Here is an 18,098-nt window from a genome sequence, read left to right on the forward strand (position 1 = left end):
TTCAACCCTTGCAACCCCTTTTTTTCAATTTTTTGAAAAATATTTTTTAATTGATTATTTTTTAACTGCTCCTAGATAGTCTAGATAGTAAAGTGCGGTCGAAAACCAACCTATTTCCGACCGTACTTTAACTTGCTAAACCTGAGTGAATTAAATTATTTGCCCACCTGGCTTCCGATTAAGCCACCTAATGCCGCGCCACCTAGTGTTGCTCCGGTTGAGCCACCAATCATGTTACCGGCAACCCCGCCTACCGCCGCACCGATAGCCGTGTTTTTCTGGGTTTTACTTAAATTACTACAAGCACTTAATGCTACTGCTAGTGTCACAATACCTAAAAATTTAACTGTCTCTTTCATATGTAACCTCATGAGTTATAAGTTAAACAAGTAATATCTTCACGATTACTCACAAGATTAGACGCATTTTTTTCTCGAAAGTTTTACTTTTTCCGTAACGAAACTTCGCCTGCATTAAAATATTGCACACCCTTTTCTGTCATGAGACATAAATGACCTTGTGCATTAATCCCCTGTTCAATACCTGAAATGGTGTTTTTTTCGCTTATCACATTCACTTCTGTGCCTAAATAGGCATCATATTCCAGCCACTGTTGTTGCATTTCCGCATCAATGCCGTGCTGTTCAAAACGCGCTAAATAACGATAAATAGTATTGACCATTTGTATAATCAGTCTCTCACGATCAATATGTGGGAAAAATTCCGCCAACTCTGCCCAGGGTTGATCGATTTGTTTTTCTTGTCCAAGAGAAACATTCATGCCAATGCCAACAACCAAATTGAGTTTACCGTTAGGGCGATTAACAATTTCCACCAAAATACCGGCAAGTTTTCGCTCATTGACCAAAATATCATTCGGCCATTTGACTTGAAATCCGTACATGTCCAATTCAACTAACGCCTGCACAATCGCCAAGCCAATCACGGTACTCAACCCATCTAAAGGTTTACGAGGATCTAATTGCCAGTAAAAACTCATGATAATTTGCCCGGCAAAAGGCGAAATCCATTGCCGCCCACGACGGCCACGCCCGGCGGTTTGATATTCAGCCAAGCAAAGGGCCCCTTTTTGAAGGTGAGCAACATTCTCTAATAAATATTGATTGGTTGAAGAAATGACCGGTTTAACCACCACATGATAAGGCTTTAACGCCTCCGCCAGACGTTTTTCATTTAATAAAGGTAATTTGGGGATCAAATAAAGATGATCATTTTCTAACGTAAAATACAGTCCTTGTTGCTCCATCTGGCGCACTTCTGCGAATAATTCCTCTTTGCTGCAAGCTAAAAGTGCGGTCAAATTTTCCAACGAATTTTCTACATCGCTTGTCAGTAATTCTAATAATTTCGCCATAAATTTTCCTGTTTTTCAGCGTTTAAACGGTGGTTATCATACGCTAAAAACGCAAATTTTTTATCATTTTTTCTTTTCAAAGACAGGATGGATCTGTATAATCCGCTCGCAATATTTTTTCATCATTTTAACTTAAAGAGAGATATTGCAATGGCATTACGCATCTTAAAAGAAGCCCTCACATTTGACGATGTTCTTCTTGTTCCAGCTCACTCCACTGTGTTACCTAACACAGCTAACCTTTCTACTCAATTAACCTCAACGATTCGCCTAAACATTCCTATGTTGTCAGCTGCAATGGATACGGTAACCGAAACGAAATTGGCGATTTCCCTTGCACAAGAAGGCGGTATTGGCTTTATTCATAAAAATATGTCCATTGAACGCCAAGTGGATCGTGTGCGTAAAGTGAAAAAATTTGAAAGTGGTGTGGTTTCCGATCCCATTACGGTAACGCCAACATTAACCATCAGCGAATTAAAAGCCATTGCACAGAAAAATGGCTTTGCCGGCTATCCGGTTGTCGATGCTGAAGGTAATTTGGTCGGTATTATCACCGGTCGTGATACCCGCTTTATTTCAGATTTAAACAAAACCGTTGCCGATTTCATGACACCGAAGTCTCGCCTTGTCACCGCCAAAGAAGGGGCAAAACGTGAAGAGATTTTCCAATTAATGCACGAACATCGAGTAGAGAAAGTGTTAATTGTTGATGATAACTTCAAATTAAAAGGCATGATTACCTTAAAGGACTATCAAAAAGCAGAACAAAAACCGAATGCCTGTAAAGACGAATTCGGCCGTTTACGTGTAGGCGCAGCGGTTGGCGCAGGCCCAGGCAACGAAGAACGGATTGATGCCTTAGTCAAAGCGGGCGTCGATGTCTTATTAATCGACTCTTCTCACGGTCACTCCGAAGGCGTATTACAACGTGTACGTGAAACACGCGCAAAATACCCGAATCTACCGATTGTTGCCGGTAACGTCGCCACTGCAGAAGGCGCGCTCGCCTTGGCAGACGCAGGTGCTAGCGCAGTCAAAGTGGGAATTGGCCCAGGCTCTATTTGTACCACCCGTATCGTCACCGGCGTGGGTGTGCCACAAATTACCGCCATTTCTGATGCGGCTGAGGCCTTAAAAGATCGCGGTATTCCGGTCATTGCCGATGGCGGTATCCGTTACTCCGGCGACATTGCGAAAGCGCTTGCGGCAGGTGCAAGCTGCGTCATGGTCGGTTCTATGTTTGCCGGTACAGAAGAAGCGCCGGGCGAAATTGAATTGTATCAAGGTCGTGCGTTCAAATCTTATCGCGGCATGGGCTCTCTTGGTGCCATGGCGAAAGGCTCAAGCGACCGTTATTTCCAATCCGATAATGCTGCCGACAAATTAGTGCCAGAAGGCATTGAAGGCCGTATTCCTTATAAAGGTTTACTCAAAGAAATTATTCACCAACAAATGGGCGGATTGCGTTCTTGCATGGGCTTAACCGGCTGCGCCACCATTGATGAATTACGTACAAAAGCACAATTCGTGCGTATCAGTGGCGCGGGTATTCAAGAAAGCCACGTACATGATGTCACCATCACCAAAGAAGCCCCGAACTATCGTATGAGCTAATTGGGTTTCATTTTTAACAAGAAGTGCGGTCGATTTAAAAAACGTTTTGAAAATCGACCGCACTTTTTATTTTCTCTTCTACTCCTTTTTAATAAACATAAAATATTTTTTCTCAACATAAAAGCAATCGTTTGCGCAGCATCATAAAATTCACTAAAATACCGCCCTCTTATTCTCCTAACCCCAGCGTATCTAAGGATCATTTTATGGAACACGCTCAACACCAAACAGAGGAAGCGGATTTAGTCTATCGTCTCGAAGATAAACCGCCCTTTTTCAACGCACTAATTAGTGCAATTACCCATTTATTAGCCATTTTTGTGCCGATGGTTACCCCTGCCCTGATTGTCGGGGGCGCGCTCAATTTACCGGTACACATGACTGCCTACTTAGTGTCCATGGCCATGGTGGCATCCGGTATCGGTACCTATATTCAAGTACATCGTTTCGGTTTTATTGGCTCCGGCATGCTTTCCATTCAATCGGTCAATTTCTCTTTTGTCAGCGTCATGATTGCGGTGGGTTTAAGCATGAAAGACAATGGCATTGACGAACACACTATGATTTCAACCTTGCTTGGTATTTCTTTCGTCGGTGCTTTTTTAGTTTGTGGTGCGGCTTGGATTTTGCCTTATTTAAAACGTGTCATTACCCCAACTGTAAGCGGTGTCGTCGTATTGCTCATCGGTTTAAGTTTGATCGATATCGGCATTACCGATTTTGGCGGTGGTTTCGGTGCCAAAGGAACAGAAGCCTTTGGCTCACTACAAAACATCGGTTTAGCGGGTTTAGTGCTGGTTGTTGTGTTAATTTTTAACTGCATGCGCAATCCGTTTTTACGCATGAGCGGTATTGCCGTCGGCTTAATCGCAGGCTATATCGTTGCGTTATGCTTAGGCATGGTCGATTTTTCTCCATTAAAAGACGTGGACATCTTTACCATTCCGGTGCCATTTAAGTATGGTTTTGCTTTTGACTGGTCAGCATTTTGGGTCGCCGCCATCATCTATTTATTAAGTGTTTTTGAAGCGGTGGGCGACTTAACGGCAACAGCAATGGTTTCCGGTCAACCTTATGAAGGTGAAGAATTCCGCCAACGTTTACGCGGCGGCGTGTTTGCCGATGGCTTGGTGTCTGTGATTGCCACTGCTTTAGGTTCTTTACCGCTCACCACCTTTGCACAAAATAACGGCGTCATTCAAATGACCGGCGTGGCTTCCCGTCATGTTGGCAAATTTATCGCGGCCATTTTAGTCTTATTTGGTTTATTCCCAATTGTAGGTCGCGCTTTCACCACAATTCCAAGCCCGGTACTCGGTGGCGCAATGGTATTAATGTTCGGCTTAATCGCCATCGCCGGTGTGCGTATCATCATGACTCACGGAATCAATCGCCGTGAAGCGGTTATCGCGGCCACAGCGGTCGGCGTGGGCTTAGGAGTCGCTTTTGAGCCGGAAGTGTTCAAAATGCTGCCGGATGTTTTCCGCAATGCCATTGCGGCTGGAGGGATTACGGCTGTGGTATTAAACTTAATCTTGCCAAGAGATGCGCAAGATAAAAGCATTTACTTAAGCGAAAAATAAAAAGGATCGCAAGAAAAGGCGGTGTAAGAAAAACACCTGTAAAAAACACCGCACTTTTTATGATCAACCTCAAAATTTCAAATTAAAGCCGTTTACAACGGCTTTAATTTTTCGCTACATTCAGGCATCTATAAAATACAACCTAAGGAGATATTATGGATTTAATTATCGGTCTAATAGCAATCGTGCTCGTTGCGTATTACATCGTAAAAGGCTATTCCGCCACGGGCGTGTTAATGTTCGGCGGTTTGGTGTTGTTACTACTTTCCGTGCTAATGGGGCATTCCATTTTGCCTGAAAATGTAAAAAGCACAGGTTCAACCTATTTAGACATTATTGAGTATGTAAAATACTTGCTGTCTAACCGTAGCGGCGGCTTAGGGTTAATGATCATGGTGTTATGCGGTTTCTCCGCTTACATGACGCATTTAGGCGCAAACGATATGGTGGTGAAACTTGTTTCCAAACCACTCAAAAATGTACGTTCCCCTTACGTTTTAATGATCTTTGCTTACTTTCTCGCTTGCTTAATGTCTTTTGCTGTGTCTTCAGCAACAGGCTTAGGCGTGCTATTAATGGCGACGTTGTTCCCTGTGATGGTCAACGTGGGTATTTCCCGCGGCGCGGCGGCGGCAATCTGCGCCTCACCGATTTCCATCATTTTATCCCCGACCTCCGGTGATGTGGTGTTGTCTGCGGAAATCTCTAAAATTCCACTGAGCGAATTTGCCTTTTCTACCAGCTTGCCGGTTTCCCTCTTTGCCATTTGCGGTATCGCCATTGCGCATTTCTTTTGGCAACGTTATTTAGATCGCAAAGAAGGCGTGGTAACCACCACATTAGATGTAGCCGACATCAAAACCGATGTGCCAACCTTCTATGCAATTTTACCTTTACTGCCAATTATCGGCGTATTGCTCTTCGACGGCCAATGGGGCTTACCAAAATTACACATTGTCACCATTATCATTCTTTGTTTCATCATCACGGCGATAATTGACTTTGCCCGTAATTTCAGCGCGAAAAAAACCTTCGATAACCTAATCGTTGCTTATCGTGGTATGGCAGATGCCTTTGCCGGCGTGGTGATGTTATTGGTAGCCGCCGGTGTCTTTGCACAAAGCTTAAGTACAATCGGCTTTATTACGAACCTCATTGATTCTGCCCAAGCATTTGGTGGCAGTGGACTTATCATGATGTTGGTACTCGCCGTCATTACGATTTTGGCAACGATGGCAACAGGTTCCGGCAACGCAGCCTTCTACGCGTTTGCCGAATTAATTCCGAAACTTGCCACTCAAATGGGCGCTAACCCGGCTTACTTAACCATCCCGATGTTACAAGCGTCTAACCTAGGTCGTGGTTTATCACCGGTCTCCGGCGTTGTAGTTGCCGTATCCGGCATGGCAAAAATTTCACCATTTGAAATCGTAAAACGTATGTCTGTGCCAATGATCGTCGGCTTTATTTGCGTCATCATCGCCACTGAATTCTTCATTCCAGCCGTTTAATACGACATAAAGTGCGGTCGGTTTTCAACGCGTTTTAAAACGCAGAAAAAATCCACCGCACTTTTGTTATAATCTCGCCCCTTATTCTTTTTAATCAGTTATAACATCTATGCAATCAAATCGTTTTGCCGCCACCATGTTGGTTATCGGCTGTATCTTATTTGGACTCGGTAGCCTTATCGTTAAATTTGTTCCCGTTGGAGCCTATGCTATCGCCTTTTGGCGGTTGCTAATTGCATCAGGAGTTTTTTGGGTTTTAATGAAGCTTTATCGCAACCCCTTGCCAAAACAACCTAAAGCTTTATTTTGGGCAATCGCTTCAGGCGTATTTCTCGCATTTGATTTAGCCTTTTGGCATGAAAGCATTTACGCTGTCGGACCGGGTATTTCCACCCTATTAAACAGCTTACAAATCTTCTTTTTAGCATTTATTGGTTGGCTATTTTTTAAAGAACACCAAAGTAAATTACAGCTTGTAAGCCTGCTTATCGCGACTGTTGGTGTAATACTCATTGCTAGCCCCGAATTACAAAATAACATCGAAGCGAGCTACGGTATCCTTATCGGATTACTTTCCGGCGCCTGCCTCGCCGCATCTATGGCATCGATTCGCCAAGCTCACAGCATTGAACCAATTTCTATTTTTCCGCTCATGTGGCTTATCAGTATTAGCGGTGCCTCCGCATTAATTCTACCGGCACTGATATTCAACGGCGACTCCCTTTATCCAATGACTCTCACAGACATCGGTTTAATTCTGATCTACGGCGTTGTTATGCAATGCATCGCCTGGGGCATGATTGCCTACACAATCCCTTTGCTCAGTCTAGGCTTAACCGGATTATTGTTACTTTCCGAACCTGTCGCTGCACTCGTTATCGACGCATTTTTATTACACAAACCCATCAACGCATGGCAATGGCTCGGCGCCTTTTTAACCTTAGTCGCAATTTATTTGGGATCGTTAAAAAACAAATAAAAAAACGACCGCACTTTATGCCACAAAACGCTGCAATCGTTTACGTTAGATAGGGGAAATGGTAGAATGCGCCACAGTTTGGGCGCGCGATACAATACAAATTTATTGTCATGACAGTGCGACCGAAATTCAATCTATCCCAGCATACATAGAAATTGTTAGAGAAAACTATGACCAACATCCACAATCATAAAATCCTCATCCTCGACTTTGGTTCCCAATATACCCAACTTATCGCCCGTCGTGTACGTGAAATCGGTGTTTATTGCGAACTTTGGGCGTGGGATGTGACTGAACAACAAATCCGTGATTTCAACCCAACCGGGATTATTCTTTCCGGCGGTCCAGAAAGCACCACGGAAGAAAACAGCCCACGTGCCCCGGAATACGTTTTTAACGCGGGTGTGCCGGTGTTAGGTATTTGCTACGGCATGCAAACCATGGCAATGCAACTTGGCGGTTTAACAGAAACCTCTGATCACCGCGAGTTCGGCTATGCTTCCGTTTTAATGGAAAATACCACCGCACTTTTCGCCGATCTCAATGACAGCGATAACAAATTGGATGTGTGGATGAGCCATGGTGATAAAGTCACCCGCTTGCCACAAAACTTCCAAGTGACCGGTACAACACCAACTTGTCCGATTGCCGCAATGTCTGATGAAAGCCGTCATTTCTACGGTGTGCAATTCCACCCGGAAGTTACCCACACTAAAAAAGGCTTGGAATTACTAACCAATTTCGTGGTAAACATTTGCGGTTGCGAAACCAAATGGACCGCCGAAAACATCATTGAAGACGCCGTTGCCCGCATTAAAGAGCAAGTAGGCGATGACGAAGTGATTTTAGGTTTATCCGGCGGCGTGGACTCTTCTGTAGTCGCGTTGTTACTACATCGCGCCATCGGCAAAAACTTACATTGCGTGTTTGTCGATAACGGTTTATTGCGTTTAAACGAAGGCGATCAAGTCATGGAAATGTTCGGCAATAAATTCGGTTTGAACATCACCCGTGTAGATGCAGAAAGCCGTTTTTTAGGCGAACTTGCCAGCGTATCTGATCCTGAAGCGAAACGTAAAATTATCGGTAAAGTATTCGTGGACGTATTCGATGATGAGTCGAAAAAACTAACAAAAGTAAAATGGTTGGCACAGGGCACCATTTACCCTGACGTTATCGAGTCTGCTGCGAGCAAAACAGGCAAAGCACACGTGATTAAATCCCACCACAACGTAGGTGGCTTGCCGGATTATATGAAACTTGGCTTAGTCGAACCGTTGCGTGAATTGTTCAAAGACGAAGTGCGTAAAATCGGTCTAGCCTTAGGTTTACCGGCTGAAATGATCAACCGTCACCCATTCCCTGGCCCGGGTTTAGGCGTGCGTGTACTCGGTGAAGTGAAAAAAGAATACTGCGATTTATTACGCCGTGCCGATGCCATCTTTATCGAAGAATTACGCAACAGCGGTTGGTATGAAAAAACCAGCCAAGCCTTCAGCGTGTTCCTGCCGGTGAAATCTGTCGGCGTGATGGGAGACGGACGTAAATATGACTGGGTGATTTCCTTGCGTGCCGTAGAAACAATTGATTTTATGACCGCACATTGGGCACATTTGCCTTATGATTTACTCGGCAAAGTTTCCAACCGTATCATCAACGAAGTGAACGGCATTTCCCGCGTCGTATATGACATTAGCGGCAAGCCACCAGCAACGATTGAGTGGGAATAAAAAACCTGCTTTTCATAAAATAACATATCATTTCAAAAATAGCCTTAAGCCCTGTAAATACAGGGCTTTTCTATTTCATCTTATTTCATTGTATTTCGTAGTAGTTTGTTTTTCTATCGGTAAATTTGACGGTAAAACCTTGAGCTCGTCAGAAAAAAGATCGAAAATACCGTCAAATTCATGACGGTAAAAGTGACGTAAAATGCTAACAGATACAAAAATCAAATCTCTTAAACCTAAAGACAAAGTTTATAAAGTGGCAGACCGTGACGGGCTTTATGTGTCCGTCTCCACCGCCGGCACTATAACCTTTCGCTATGACTACCGAATCAACGGCAGACGGGAAACGCTAACCATCGGTAAATATGGTGCTGACGGTATAAATCTTGCAGAAGCCCGTGAGCGTTTAATGATCGCCCGCAAGCAAGTAAGCGAAGGAATATCCCCCGCCACTGAAAAACGTGCAGAACGTAATAAAATTCGCAATGCAGATCGCTTTTGCGTATTTGCTGAAAAGTATCTTGCCGATGTTCAGTTAGCTGATAGCACAAAAGCTTTACGTGTAGCAACTTATGAACGAGATATTAAAGATACATTTGGTAACCGCTTAATGACAGAAATCACAGCAGATGAAATTCGTAGTCACTGTGAAAAAATTAAAGAACGTGGTGCGCCATCTACAGCAATTTTTGTGCGTGATTTAATTGCTAACGTTTACCGCTATGCGATTCAGCGCGGCCATAAGTTCGCAAATCCTGCGGACGAAATAGCAAATTCATCTATTGCTACATTCAAAAAGCGGGAACGCGTTCTAACTCCAAGGGAAATAAAACTCTTCTTTAATACACTTGAAGAAACACAGTCGGATTTTGCGTTGAAAAAAGCAGTGAAATTTATCTTGCTCACCATGGTTCGTAAAGGCGAATTGGTTAATGCTACATGGAATGAAGTGGACTTCAAAAATAAAGTGTGGACGATCCCAGCCGAGCGCATGAAAGCCAAACGTGCGCACAATGTGTATTTGTCAGAACAGGCACTTGATTTAATTATTGCATTTCAAATTTATTCGGAAGGCTCACCGTATCTTTTGCCAGGTAGGATTAATCGCAGACAGCCAATAGCAAATAGTTCATTAAACCGCGTGATTGCTAACTGTATTAAATTTATCAATAAGGACGAACAGCGCATTGATGAATTTACGGTCCATGATTTAAGACGTACAGGCTCAACGCTTTTACACGAGATGGGCTTTAATAGTGATTGGATTGAGAAGAGTTTAGCACATGAGCAACAAGGCGTGCGTGCTGTTTACAATAAAGCGGAATATGCCGAACAACGAAAAGAAATGATGCAACGGTGGGCAGATCAGGTTGATGAATGGATAAATGATAATAGTCTCTAAAAAAGACGGCGGAATTACCCGCCGTTTTTGCTGACAATCACAAACCGTCCACCTTTGATGCTTAGCTTACTGATTGCTGCTGAATCGTTTGATATCCTTACATATTTTGCTTGCTCCGGCACTTTGTCGTATGTTTGAGACACCATCGTGCCAAGTGGATTTTTATCGGCATCGTAATAACATGAGTACGATGTTGAGCCGTTAATCATACTCAGATAATCAAAGCCCTGAACATCTACATAGTTTGTGATGCTCCAACCGCGGTATGGTATGTCTTTACCACTGACTCCTGTATAGATATCCGGTATTAGCTCATAACTTAATGCAATCTCTTGTTTGTCAACTCTAAAGATGTCATTAGGCTCAACATCTTTTGCCGTCTTAATTTGCGCAATATCATCGGGCAAATTGGCAATATTGCCCGATGAATCAACGCCTTTTGCTTTTAATGCTTGGATAATTGCCGGCATAAAGGGCTTGGATTTATCCACCGTAATTATTTTTTGCTCTGCGTTGCCAGGAGGGATTAATTTAACATGATGCACTGGTTTAGCGCGTAATTTTACGTTGATAACACTCATCATTAATCCACCACTGTTACATCCGGGATTAACGTAAACTCACCACCGCAAATTGTGCGCACTTTTTTATCGTTATCTGTAAGTTGTAGATCCCATTGCGCAGATTGCCACTTAACGTTTTCCGTTTTGTCGTGCGATACCGATACGTAGATAATATTACCTTTTATTTTAATCTCGCCTGTTGTGCTTGACAGCTTAATAACCTCGCCTTTAGCCGGCTTAATATGTAAATCAATACGATAACCGTCAAGATCTACTATGCCGTCGTCATCGGAGACATCAAACGCCCAGCCGTCATCATCTCCGCGCACAATCTCTAAATCAATTTGTTCCATTATCACTCCAATAAAAAAGCCCCATAAAGGGGCTTAGTTGATTGCTCAATATTATTTAGCTCTATTCCTGAATCATTAAAACACTTCCGATGAAATCGGCGTCTCCGGCAAAATAAAGAAAAGGAGATTGATTTTTATCTAAAACTCCTATGTCGGATCCGCCCTCTCTTTCTTCATCTGTGGTTAATTTTCTTGTTCGTATGCTTCCATTGAGAATCTCAATACATCTCCCTTCGTACGATTTTTTAGGAAAATAAAATGCTAATAATTTAAAACCGGAAATAGACATTTCTTTATCTTCTCGCATGTCAAAATCTAGTTTAATTAGTTGTTTTGGCGCAGCGGTTAGTACCTTCCCGCTTATGTTTACTCCATAATTCGATGTGGCTGGCGGATCTTCCATTCTTAAAATGTTAAACCCGATCTTTGTTCCACCTCCGCGCGGATTCCAGTTAAGAAACGTTTCACCAAAGACGACGTCATTCTCATTTTGGTAGAAGGTAATTGAATCGGTAACATAGTCATCATTTCTATCATCATATCTCGTCCATGATAAGACAGTTCCCGATGCACTCCACCCTTCTTGCGTTGGTTCCGTTATGCTGTTTGGCGAATAAGGCGAATAAACAGATAATAAATACTCATTAGGCGCAAGAGTAAAGCATTTCGTGATTCCGTAATTAAAAGGCTTCTCGATCTCTCTTTTAACAAGTGAGTAATGATACAATCCGTCTAACCCTTTGCCATCAACAACTACAGAGTAGTTACTGCTAGCACCATTAATCTTTTCAGTGATTAATGCCTTTGTTTTTTTGTTGCTAAATGCGATGTCTCGCATAGTGTTGCCTGTTATTTTTACAGCATTATCATTAACCCGTAACTCATCACCAAACACCTTAACGCCGTATGACATATTTCACCCCTTAAATGTGGACTTTTTTGATAAAAATGCTTTAATCTTGATTAACAACTTCATTAGTTTGTTTCCCTTCTGTTATTAATGACAAGATTTCCTCTCCGCGGAAAATTGAGTCTTGATTAATTGATAGTAATTGCATTGCGGATAAAACAATAGCGCTGTTTTGGGGCAATGACACATCATCAATCAATAATCCTGTTATTAACCCGTTTTTCATATTGATAAAATCTGATTCGGTTTCAAAACTTGCGATCTGCACCTCCAGTTCGTTATTGATAAAATCAACCCTTATTTGCGATATAGTATGATATTTGCGCACATTTGATGTGATACCACTCAACATACTGATTTCTTTTTTAAAAAAATAAATCATGATAATTTACCTAGCCTTACCCTTAGATTTCCTGATTCGTCATATACATCAATTCGATCATTTGTGATAACCATTCCGACATTCCCGCTGTTAGCTCGTATAGTCACGCCACCAGACCCATTAACAATAAATCTATTATTAATATTTAGAGATCCTCCATTAATAACAGGAGATTGGATAGTCTGGTTAGATTTGATATGTTGACCAAGGATTGTGCCATCTGCGATTAAGTCACCGCTCAACGCTAACTGATTATTAGCAACAGTAAACACATTGCGAACAGTGCCATCGGTAGCGCTTTTAACAACGCCGAATTTGTCAGCCATCACAATGACAGATGATTCATTTTCGTTGGCACCCAATGAGATTCCGGCTATCGCCGTTTTTCCACCATTGATAGCCTGCGTGCGGATAGTGTGCATTGAACTAACCTTGTCGTTAAGACCTGCAACCGTACTGCTCATTTGCGTTACGGTAGACTCTGCCCCATCAATACGCGCGGTTAATGCGCTAATTTGCTGAGCGTTAGCATTATCACTATTAGCCTGCGCTTGTTGTACGGCAGTTATGCCGGATAATGCGGATTCCGCCTTGGCCGTTGCAGTTGTAATGCGTTGCGCTTGTTGCGTATCAACTTTTTTAAGCTCGTTAATTTGCGCTCCACGCGTTTTTGCCTCTTGCTGTATTTGCGCAATAGCTTTTTTCGCAATGTCTTTCGCCGCTTCCGCCGCTTCGGATTTACCGCTGATCTCATCGATTAACTCTTGCGTCAATGCGCTTTTGTTAATTTGTCCGTGGATATAATCAACAATCTTTGTTGCATCACGCTCAGTTACGCCCTCGATGGCATCCGTAAATTTACCCGCGACACCTTTACTCACCATGCGCGCCCAAAAATAGAATGTTTCAGAGACACCCAAACCGGTGTAACTGTAACTATTTGTAGGGTATGCGAGAGTGATTAATTTACGGGCATTTGCAAAGTTATTATCTTTACTTACCCAAATTTCGATTGCCGCATTCGTGTTCGCAAAAATCGGGTTCCGCCAATTCAGGTCGATGCCCATTACCTTGCTTACGGTGACAAGCTCTTTAATATCAAAATTAACACTGAAACTCTTTGTAATCGGCTCGGATAACTGCCCCACTAGATTTTTCGCGCGAATTTCAGCGATATAGTCGCCGTCCGGCAAGTCGCTAAACGCGATAGACGGCTGATCCAAATCGTCGTAAACGTTAAATAAATTACTGTTACGATAGAGTTTTACTTGATATTTAAGACCTTGACCGACAAAGTTTGCCGGCGGCTTAAAACTCAATGAGATTCCGCTGCCGTCCGCGTTTACTTCGGCGTCGCTTACTGCCGACACCCCGGCTTGATGTAACGTTGTATTACGAGACTCAAAACTTGCTGAGTTATCAACAATCGCTTGTTTTTGCGGTTCATGTTGTAACGCCGTGATCGTATAATTGCCGTCGTTTTCAGAGATGCCGATAGCACGGTATAATTCCGTGCGCACTAACGGCGTTTGTAGTGCCCAGTTGTCGTCAGGGTTTAAGTTTTCCGGTACGCTCTCCAAATTAACAACATTTCCAGCGACACTTAGGATTTTAACCCGTTCTGTGCGCTGTCCGTTGTTATCTCTTACAACGTAAGACAGATAACTGCCACCCTCAATCTTGATTTCGCGGTCTAATTCGACCGCACTTTTATTGATTCCGACAACGCGCCCGCCGAGGTTTGTTTTAGCCCAACTATTGTCCGCAACTTCGATTATATCGCCTGGCAAGTGGTGTAACCCCTCGCGCCCAACGGTAAATGTAATAGTGCATTGCTCCAATTTAGAGGTGACAAGTACCCATTTCCCGTAACGGCGCGCCTGCCCGCGTGAGGTACAAGCGAACGCAGTGATTTTTTTAACGTTATAGCCGTAACGTGCCACCATCTCATCATCGACAACATACTCGATAGCTTTTTGATACATGTTGTTTTTGTCGGCGTATTCCACTTCCACGGCAGTATAAATGGATTTCAATGGTACATATTGACGAGCAAATTTACCGTCAATTACGTTTGCTTGAGAGTAAGTGCAGACTGGATCTGTTGGTCTATCTTGGATTGCCAACATCTGCATTCCGTTCCACGCCACGATCGCGCGGAAAACGGATGACATATCGTTTAATACTTCGTATGCCGAGCGCTGCTCCGTAATCCAAATTCCCGCCGTCATTCTCGGTTCTTTGCCACCGTAGCCATCCGGCACAAGCTCGTCACAATACTGCGCAATTTGATAAAGCTGAAATTTATTAAGCCCATATTCGCTTATGCGTTTCCCAATTCCTACATCGGGATTTGTCGCTAAGTCGTAAAAAATCCAAGCTGGGTTTTCTGTCCATTCTTTTTTAAAATCCCCGCGCCAAATTCCCGGCGCATAAGCGCGTGTTTCAGGATCGTAAGTGGACGGCACGCTGATAATACGGCCATCCAGGAGCGAATTTACATTCGGGAAATTGGGGGTGTGTCGGGAGTCAGTTTTAATGCCGATCATTGCAATGTTTGGATATGACAGTTTGGCGTCAATAATCTCCGTGTAACTGCTCCAAACGATAGCATTTTGTAAGCGTTGGCTTTTTGAGTCCGCTGTAACCCGTCTAACGGTGACATTAAACGGCTTAGGAGGTAGCTCATCGATAATATAGCTACGGTAAAAACGTGAGGATGACTTGCCGTTGATAGAGTAACTTTTGTAAAGGTTACTGTTTATTAAAATTTCAAACTCTACAGATGTTCCGCTTGTGTCGCCTTGATCATTTTGGCTAAATAATGCATTAACACCAATTGTCACGCGTAATCGATCAACATCAGGATCGATAATCGAACGAGTGATCGGAAGTTCTTTTTTTACTTCAATACCAATAGGCACTTCACGTTGGCTGCTATCAAACCCAGTCATTGGCAACTGATCTTGAGTTCCCAGCGTGTACTGGATTTCCATGTTTGTAAAATTAAAACTATCTACGTCATCATCATCCTTACCGCTCGCGTTTTGGATTGGTGTATTGTCTAAATAAGTTGATTTCCACTTATTCACCGGCCCCTTGATTGGTCCGAGTGATATAATCCCAATTGCGCTCAATCGCTGTGATGATAGCAGGGAATCCGGCGCTTCCACCGGAGTATGTCCGCCGCCACCGCCTTTTTTACCGCCCATATTTACCCCATAAAAAACCGCACATAAAAGTGCGGTCTGTTAATTACGTTTTAATCTTCTTCTTTTCCCGGTTACGTCAGCTTGCGTGTTATCAGCCTCAGGTGCATCGTCGTACGCTTCCGCGCCTTGCGATACTAAAACAAGACTTGTCATCATACGCCCATAAAGTAACGGTATTGGTCGCCCTTGTGGGGTTAGATTTTTCAGATTGCTAAATGAGGTGCTTTGATTTTTTTCGCCCTCTTTTATTTTCTGATCACCCATGCTTGGCGTAGGTGTCAAAAGCGAAATTGCACCACTAACGATTAGCGATGCGCCAACGGTAAAAGCCATCGTAGCACCTGCAAAACCCTGCGCCCCCAAATAAGACCAACCGGCAGCACCGCCCGCATACCACGACGCGGCAATCAACACCACGCCTACAATGATTTGACCAATGCCAATACCTTTTCCGGCACCAGCAATTACCGGGGTAAAATGGATAGTGCAATCAGCCTTAAAGTCTATGTCGGCTTTAACTTGGCTTTCCTCAAGATAAGTGTTTTTCCCGATTCTAACTTTATAGCAACCTTTTTTGAGATGCTCGCGCAACCCCTTAATTTGGGTTAAAAGCCCGCTCATTAACTCAGAAAAAGAATCAACCTCAAGTTCTACCGGCTCACGCACAAATCGTTTAAGATCGCCGTAAAATTTAACTTGTACCATTCTTTGTGTCTCCAAACAGAGTGTGTGTTATTAAGCCAAAAACCATCATAAGGCACGCGGGCGGATAGCCTATCTTGGCTATGATGTAACATCATTTGATTGCCAAGATACACCCCGGCATGATTCGCCACTTTACTGCCGACTTGAATTAAGACAACATCGCCGATCTGTATATCTGCTTCATGCATCACCCTGTAAAAACCACACCGTAACAGCCCTTCTTCATAAAGATTCTCTGTTTCAAACCACTCAAACGGATACTTTGAGTTGTCCGGCAGATCAATCCCTGCAAGCATATAACTGTCTAATACAATATTCCGGCAGTCTTGTTTGTTGTTTTCAAACTGCCGCCCGATTAATGGCGGGACATTGCGAAAACACTTAATGTCACCGTCAACCACGAGCCAAAAATCCAAACCTAATCGCACTTGGCAGGCGCGATCTGATGCAGATAAATAAGGCAATCCGCGCATATAGTCGCTGTCTGGGTGGGAGTGCACCAGCGCAACAATCTCGCCTTGCTCCTCGGCTTTGATAAATTCTTCCGGTGCAATTTCGAAAAAATTTACCGGGTCGGAAGCAACATTAGTACACGGGTAATAATACAAATCCCCACGCACAGATAAAACAAACCCGCAAGATTCCTGCGGGTGACATTTCGTGGCGTGGGCTAATATTGCCCGTTTTAACTCAAAATCAATCATATTAATTACCAAATTGGGTTGTGCTTGGGAAACCACCGAACGGCAATACCGCATTCTTCCCCCAACGCAATTTACATCCGCGCAAACAGTGTGAGCATTTATCTTTTTTAGGGTCGGTTGTCGGCTCGTCGTATTCATCCGCCACCGGACCGCCCGTGTAACCGCACTGCGAGGATCTGTATTGCCAGATACAAGTGTCAGATGTAATCATCAATAAAGGAATTCGGGCGCCGTCTGTTTCAATCGGCAATGCCAGCTCAAATGTTGCAGTGACATCATCAAGCGACTTTAACTGCTCAATAACATACAAACTGACTGCTTCCTGCATCGGGTCGGCATTTGGATTTCCTCCAGCAAAATTTACCGCATCTAAAAACTTGGCGTAAACTTGGCGCCGCACGACTTTACCGCCGATACCTTGCCCAAAATCCGCAACAATACCCGTAACCAGCCCGTAAAGATTGGATAGCGTTAGCGTAGGGCGGTTGCTTGGACCACTGCTTGATAACTCAAATCCCTCGGCGTTAATGGGGTATGCAGCGTATTCATTACCTTGCCAGATAAGGTTTTTGCCCCCCTGCGTTAATCCGTTATGAAAACGGTATATTTCGCCTTTTTTATCGGGCGAGCTATTAGATGGGATTTTACTTAAATCAATTTCCCATAATTCAATCAGTGCGCCTTGCTCGAGTTTGGATAATTCCGACAACATTTTATTCGGGGTATCTTTTGGCATTACATCACCTCTTCAAAAGTGCAGCTAATTTCGGTGTATTTTTTATCTACAGTTTTAGACCATTTAGGACAAACCGCCTTGATTAATGCACCGCCCTCATACTCTTTAAATAAAAACGGAGTTACCCCGCTATGCTCCACAAAAAAGCGGTCTAATTCGACCGCACTTTTATGATTGAGCTTGTAAGTCAGGCTAAATTTACGCAATAGCGGACTCAGCCCGTCAACCATCCTCTGTTCGTAGCCGTCGCCAAATTTATTTACTTTTCGGCGAGGTTCGCTTTCCACGGTGTATCCGGGTTTCGGACAAAAATTAATTGTTCTTAACGCCACAATT

At 43.4% G+C, this 18,098-nt stretch carries 17 protein-coding genes; 6 read left to right on the forward strand and 11 right to left on the reverse strand.

The genetic code is table 11. The features are described from left to right. Positions 1-155 precede the first annotated feature (155 nt). Positions 156-359: a glycine zipper 2TM domain-containing protein gene (locus HMPREF9064_RS03940; RefSeq protein ID WP_006718567.1), complete on the reverse strand. Its 204-nt coding sequence runs from the start codon at positions 357-359 to the stop codon at positions 156-158. 83 nt (positions 360-442) lie between these two features. Next, the gene (gene birA, locus HMPREF9064_RS03935; protein ID WP_006718569.1) at positions 443-1,375 is read right to left on the reverse strand and encodes a bifunctional biotin--[acetyl-CoA-carboxylase] ligase/biotin operon repressor BirA; all 933 of its coding nucleotides are present in this window, start codon (positions 1,373-1,375) and stop codon (positions 443-445) included. A gap of 150 nt (positions 1,376-1,525) precedes the next feature. Between birA and guaB the strand changes: the two genes are divergently transcribed. From guaB to HMPREF9064_RS03905, 6 genes are all read left to right on the forward strand, one after another. Further along, positions 1,526-2,992, forward strand: coding sequence for an IMP dehydrogenase (gene guaB, locus HMPREF9064_RS03930; RefSeq protein ID WP_032997903.1), 1,467 nt, complete (start codon positions 1,526-1,528; stop codon positions 2,990-2,992). A gap of 206 nt (positions 2,993-3,198) precedes the next feature. Continuing rightward, positions 3,199-4,575 (forward strand): nucleobase:cation symporter-2 family protein, encoded by a 1,377-nt coding sequence (locus HMPREF9064_RS03925; protein ID WP_006718572.1) that lies wholly within the window; start codon positions 3,199-3,201, stop codon positions 4,573-4,575. Positions 4,576-4,730: 155 nt separating this feature from the next. Continuing rightward, positions 4,731-6,086: an anaerobic C4-dicarboxylate transporter DcuC gene (gene dcuC / locus HMPREF9064_RS03920; RefSeq protein WP_006718574.1), complete on the forward strand. Its 1,356-nt coding sequence runs from the start codon at positions 4,731-4,733 to the stop codon at positions 6,084-6,086. Between the two features lie 109 nt (positions 6,087-6,195). After that, entirely contained in the window at positions 6,196-7,065 is an 870-nt protein-coding gene (locus HMPREF9064_RS03915) for a DMT family transporter (protein WP_006718576.1), read from the forward strand. A gap of 170 nt (positions 7,066-7,235) precedes the next feature. After that, on the forward strand, positions 7,236-8,795 hold the full coding sequence (gene guaA, locus HMPREF9064_RS03910) for a glutamine-hydrolyzing GMP synthase (RefSeq protein ID WP_006718577.1): 1,560 nt from the start codon (positions 7,236-7,238) through the stop codon (positions 8,793-8,795). Positions 8,796-8,997: 202 nt separating this feature from the next. Continuing rightward, positions 8,998-10,197 (forward strand): tyrosine-type recombinase/integrase, encoded by a 1,200-nt coding sequence (locus HMPREF9064_RS03905; protein WP_006718580.1) that lies wholly within the window; start codon positions 8,998-9,000, stop codon positions 10,195-10,197. A gap of 14 nt (positions 10,198-10,211) precedes the next feature. Here HMPREF9064_RS03905 and HMPREF9064_RS03900 read toward each other — a convergent pair whose 3' ends face one another. From HMPREF9064_RS03900 to HMPREF9064_RS09905, 9 genes are all read right to left on the reverse strand, one after another. Further along, complete coding sequence (locus tag HMPREF9064_RS03900) at positions 10,212-10,778, reverse strand: hypothetical protein (RefSeq protein WP_155811789.1); 567 nt, start codon at positions 10,776-10,778, stop codon at positions 10,212-10,214. 2 nt (positions 10,779-10,780) lie between these two features. Then, positions 10,781-11,113, reverse strand: a complete 333-nt coding sequence (locus HMPREF9064_RS10020) for a hypothetical protein (RefSeq protein ID WP_006718584.1) — start codon at positions 11,111-11,113, stop codon at positions 10,781-10,783. 61 nt (positions 11,114-11,174) lie between these two features. After that, positions 11,175-12,026 carry a hypothetical protein gene (locus tag HMPREF9064_RS03895; RefSeq protein WP_006718586.1) on the reverse strand — a complete coding sequence of 284 codons (852 nt, stop codon included), beginning with the start codon at positions 12,024-12,026 and terminating at the stop codon, positions 11,175-11,177. 40 nt (positions 12,027-12,066) lie between these two features. Then, positions 12,067-12,405: a hypothetical protein gene (locus HMPREF9064_RS03890; protein WP_006718588.1), complete on the reverse strand. Its 339-nt coding sequence runs from the start codon at positions 12,403-12,405 to the stop codon at positions 12,067-12,069. Beyond that, positions 12,402-15,617 (reverse strand): TipJ family phage tail tip protein, encoded by a 3,216-nt coding sequence (locus tag HMPREF9064_RS03885; RefSeq protein ID WP_006718590.1) that lies wholly within the window; start codon positions 15,615-15,617, stop codon positions 12,402-12,404. Before HMPREF9064_RS03885 ends, HMPREF9064_RS03890 begins: the two co-directional genes overlap by 4 nt. A gap of 39 nt (positions 15,618-15,656) precedes the next feature. After that, positions 15,657-16,322 (reverse strand): tail assembly protein, encoded by a 666-nt coding sequence (locus HMPREF9064_RS0109480; protein WP_006718591.1) that lies wholly within the window; start codon positions 16,320-16,322, stop codon positions 15,657-15,659. Then, complete coding sequence (locus HMPREF9064_RS03880; protein WP_006718593.1) at positions 16,268-17,026, reverse strand: C40 family peptidase; 759 nt, start codon at positions 17,024-17,026, stop codon at positions 16,268-16,270. The genes HMPREF9064_RS0109480 and HMPREF9064_RS03880 overlap by 55 nt, the downstream gene beginning before the upstream one ends. Position 17,027: 1 nt before the next feature. After that, positions 17,028-17,762: a phage minor tail protein L gene (locus HMPREF9064_RS03875; protein WP_006718595.1), complete on the reverse strand. Its 735-nt coding sequence runs from the start codon at positions 17,760-17,762 to the stop codon at positions 17,028-17,030. Further along, the gene (locus HMPREF9064_RS09905) at positions 17,762-18,094 is read right to left on the reverse strand and encodes a phage tail protein (protein WP_032997904.1); all 333 of its coding nucleotides are present in this window, start codon (positions 18,092-18,094) and stop codon (positions 17,762-17,764) included. The genes HMPREF9064_RS03875 and HMPREF9064_RS09905 overlap by 1 nt, the downstream gene beginning before the upstream one ends. Between the last annotated feature and the right edge of the window lie 4 nt (positions 18,095-18,098).

Origin of the sequence: Aggregatibacter segnis ATCC 33393 (assembly GCF_000185305.1) — a bacterium.
Lineage (GTDB): Bacteria > Pseudomonadota > Gammaproteobacteria > Enterobacterales > Pasteurellaceae > Aggregatibacter > Aggregatibacter segnis.

What these genes read in the sequence shown, in the direction of transcription:
- birA (WP_006718569.1), bottom strand. Translation starts at nt 1,375, where the DNA reads ATGGCGAAATTATTAGAATTACTGACAAGCGATGTAGAAAATTCGTTG.
- HMPREF9064_RS03925 (WP_006718572.1), top strand. Translation starts at nt 3,199, where the DNA reads ATGGAACACGCTCAACACCAAACAGAGGAAGCGGATTTAGTCTATCGT.
- HMPREF9064_RS03885 (WP_006718590.1), bottom strand. Translation starts at nt 15,617, where the DNA reads ATGGGCGGTAAAAAAGGCGGTGGCGGCGGACATACTCCGGTGGAAGCG.
- guaA (WP_006718577.1), top strand. Translation starts at nt 7,236, where the DNA reads ATGACCAACATCCACAATCATAAAATCCTCATCCTCGACTTTGGTTCC.
- HMPREF9064_RS03875 (WP_006718595.1), bottom strand. Translation starts at nt 17,762, where the DNA reads ATGCCAAAAGATACCCCGAATAAAATGTTGTCGGAATTATCCAAACTC.
- HMPREF9064_RS03900 (WP_155811789.1), bottom strand. Translation starts at nt 10,778, where the DNA reads ATGAGTGTTATCAACGTAAAATTACGCGCTAAACCAGTGCATCATGTT.
- HMPREF9064_RS03915 (WP_006718576.1), top strand. Translation starts at nt 6,196, where the DNA reads ATGCAATCAAATCGTTTTGCCGCCACCATGTTGGTTATCGGCTGTATC.
- HMPREF9064_RS0109480 (WP_006718591.1), bottom strand. Translation starts at nt 16,322, where the DNA reads ATGGTACAAGTTAAATTTTACGGCGATCTTAAACGATTTGTGCGTGAG.
- HMPREF9064_RS10020 (WP_006718584.1), bottom strand. Translation starts at nt 11,113, where the DNA reads ATGGAACAAATTGATTTAGAGATTGTGCGCGGAGATGATGACGGCTGG.
- HMPREF9064_RS03890 (WP_006718588.1), bottom strand. Translation starts at nt 12,405, where the DNA reads ATGATTTATTTTTTTAAAAAAGAAATCAGTATGTTGAGTGGTATCACA.
- guaB (WP_032997903.1), top strand. Translation starts at nt 1,526, where the DNA reads ATGGCATTACGCATCTTAAAAGAAGCCCTCACATTTGACGATGTTCTT.
- HMPREF9064_RS03880 (WP_006718593.1), bottom strand. Translation starts at nt 17,026, where the DNA reads ATGATTGATTTTGAGTTAAAACGGGCAATATTAGCCCACGCCACGAAA.
- dcuC (WP_006718574.1), top strand. Translation starts at nt 4,731, where the DNA reads ATGGATTTAATTATCGGTCTAATAGCAATCGTGCTCGTTGCGTATTAC.
- HMPREF9064_RS03905 (WP_006718580.1), top strand. Translation starts at nt 8,998, where the DNA reads ATGCTAACAGATACAAAAATCAAATCTCTTAAACCTAAAGACAAAGTT.
- HMPREF9064_RS03940 (WP_006718567.1), bottom strand. Translation starts at nt 359, where the DNA reads ATGAAAGAGACAGTTAAATTTTTAGGTATTGTGACACTAGCAGTAGCA.
- HMPREF9064_RS03895 (WP_006718586.1), bottom strand. Translation starts at nt 12,026, where the DNA reads ATGTCATACGGCGTTAAGGTGTTTGGTGATGAGTTACGGGTTAATGAT.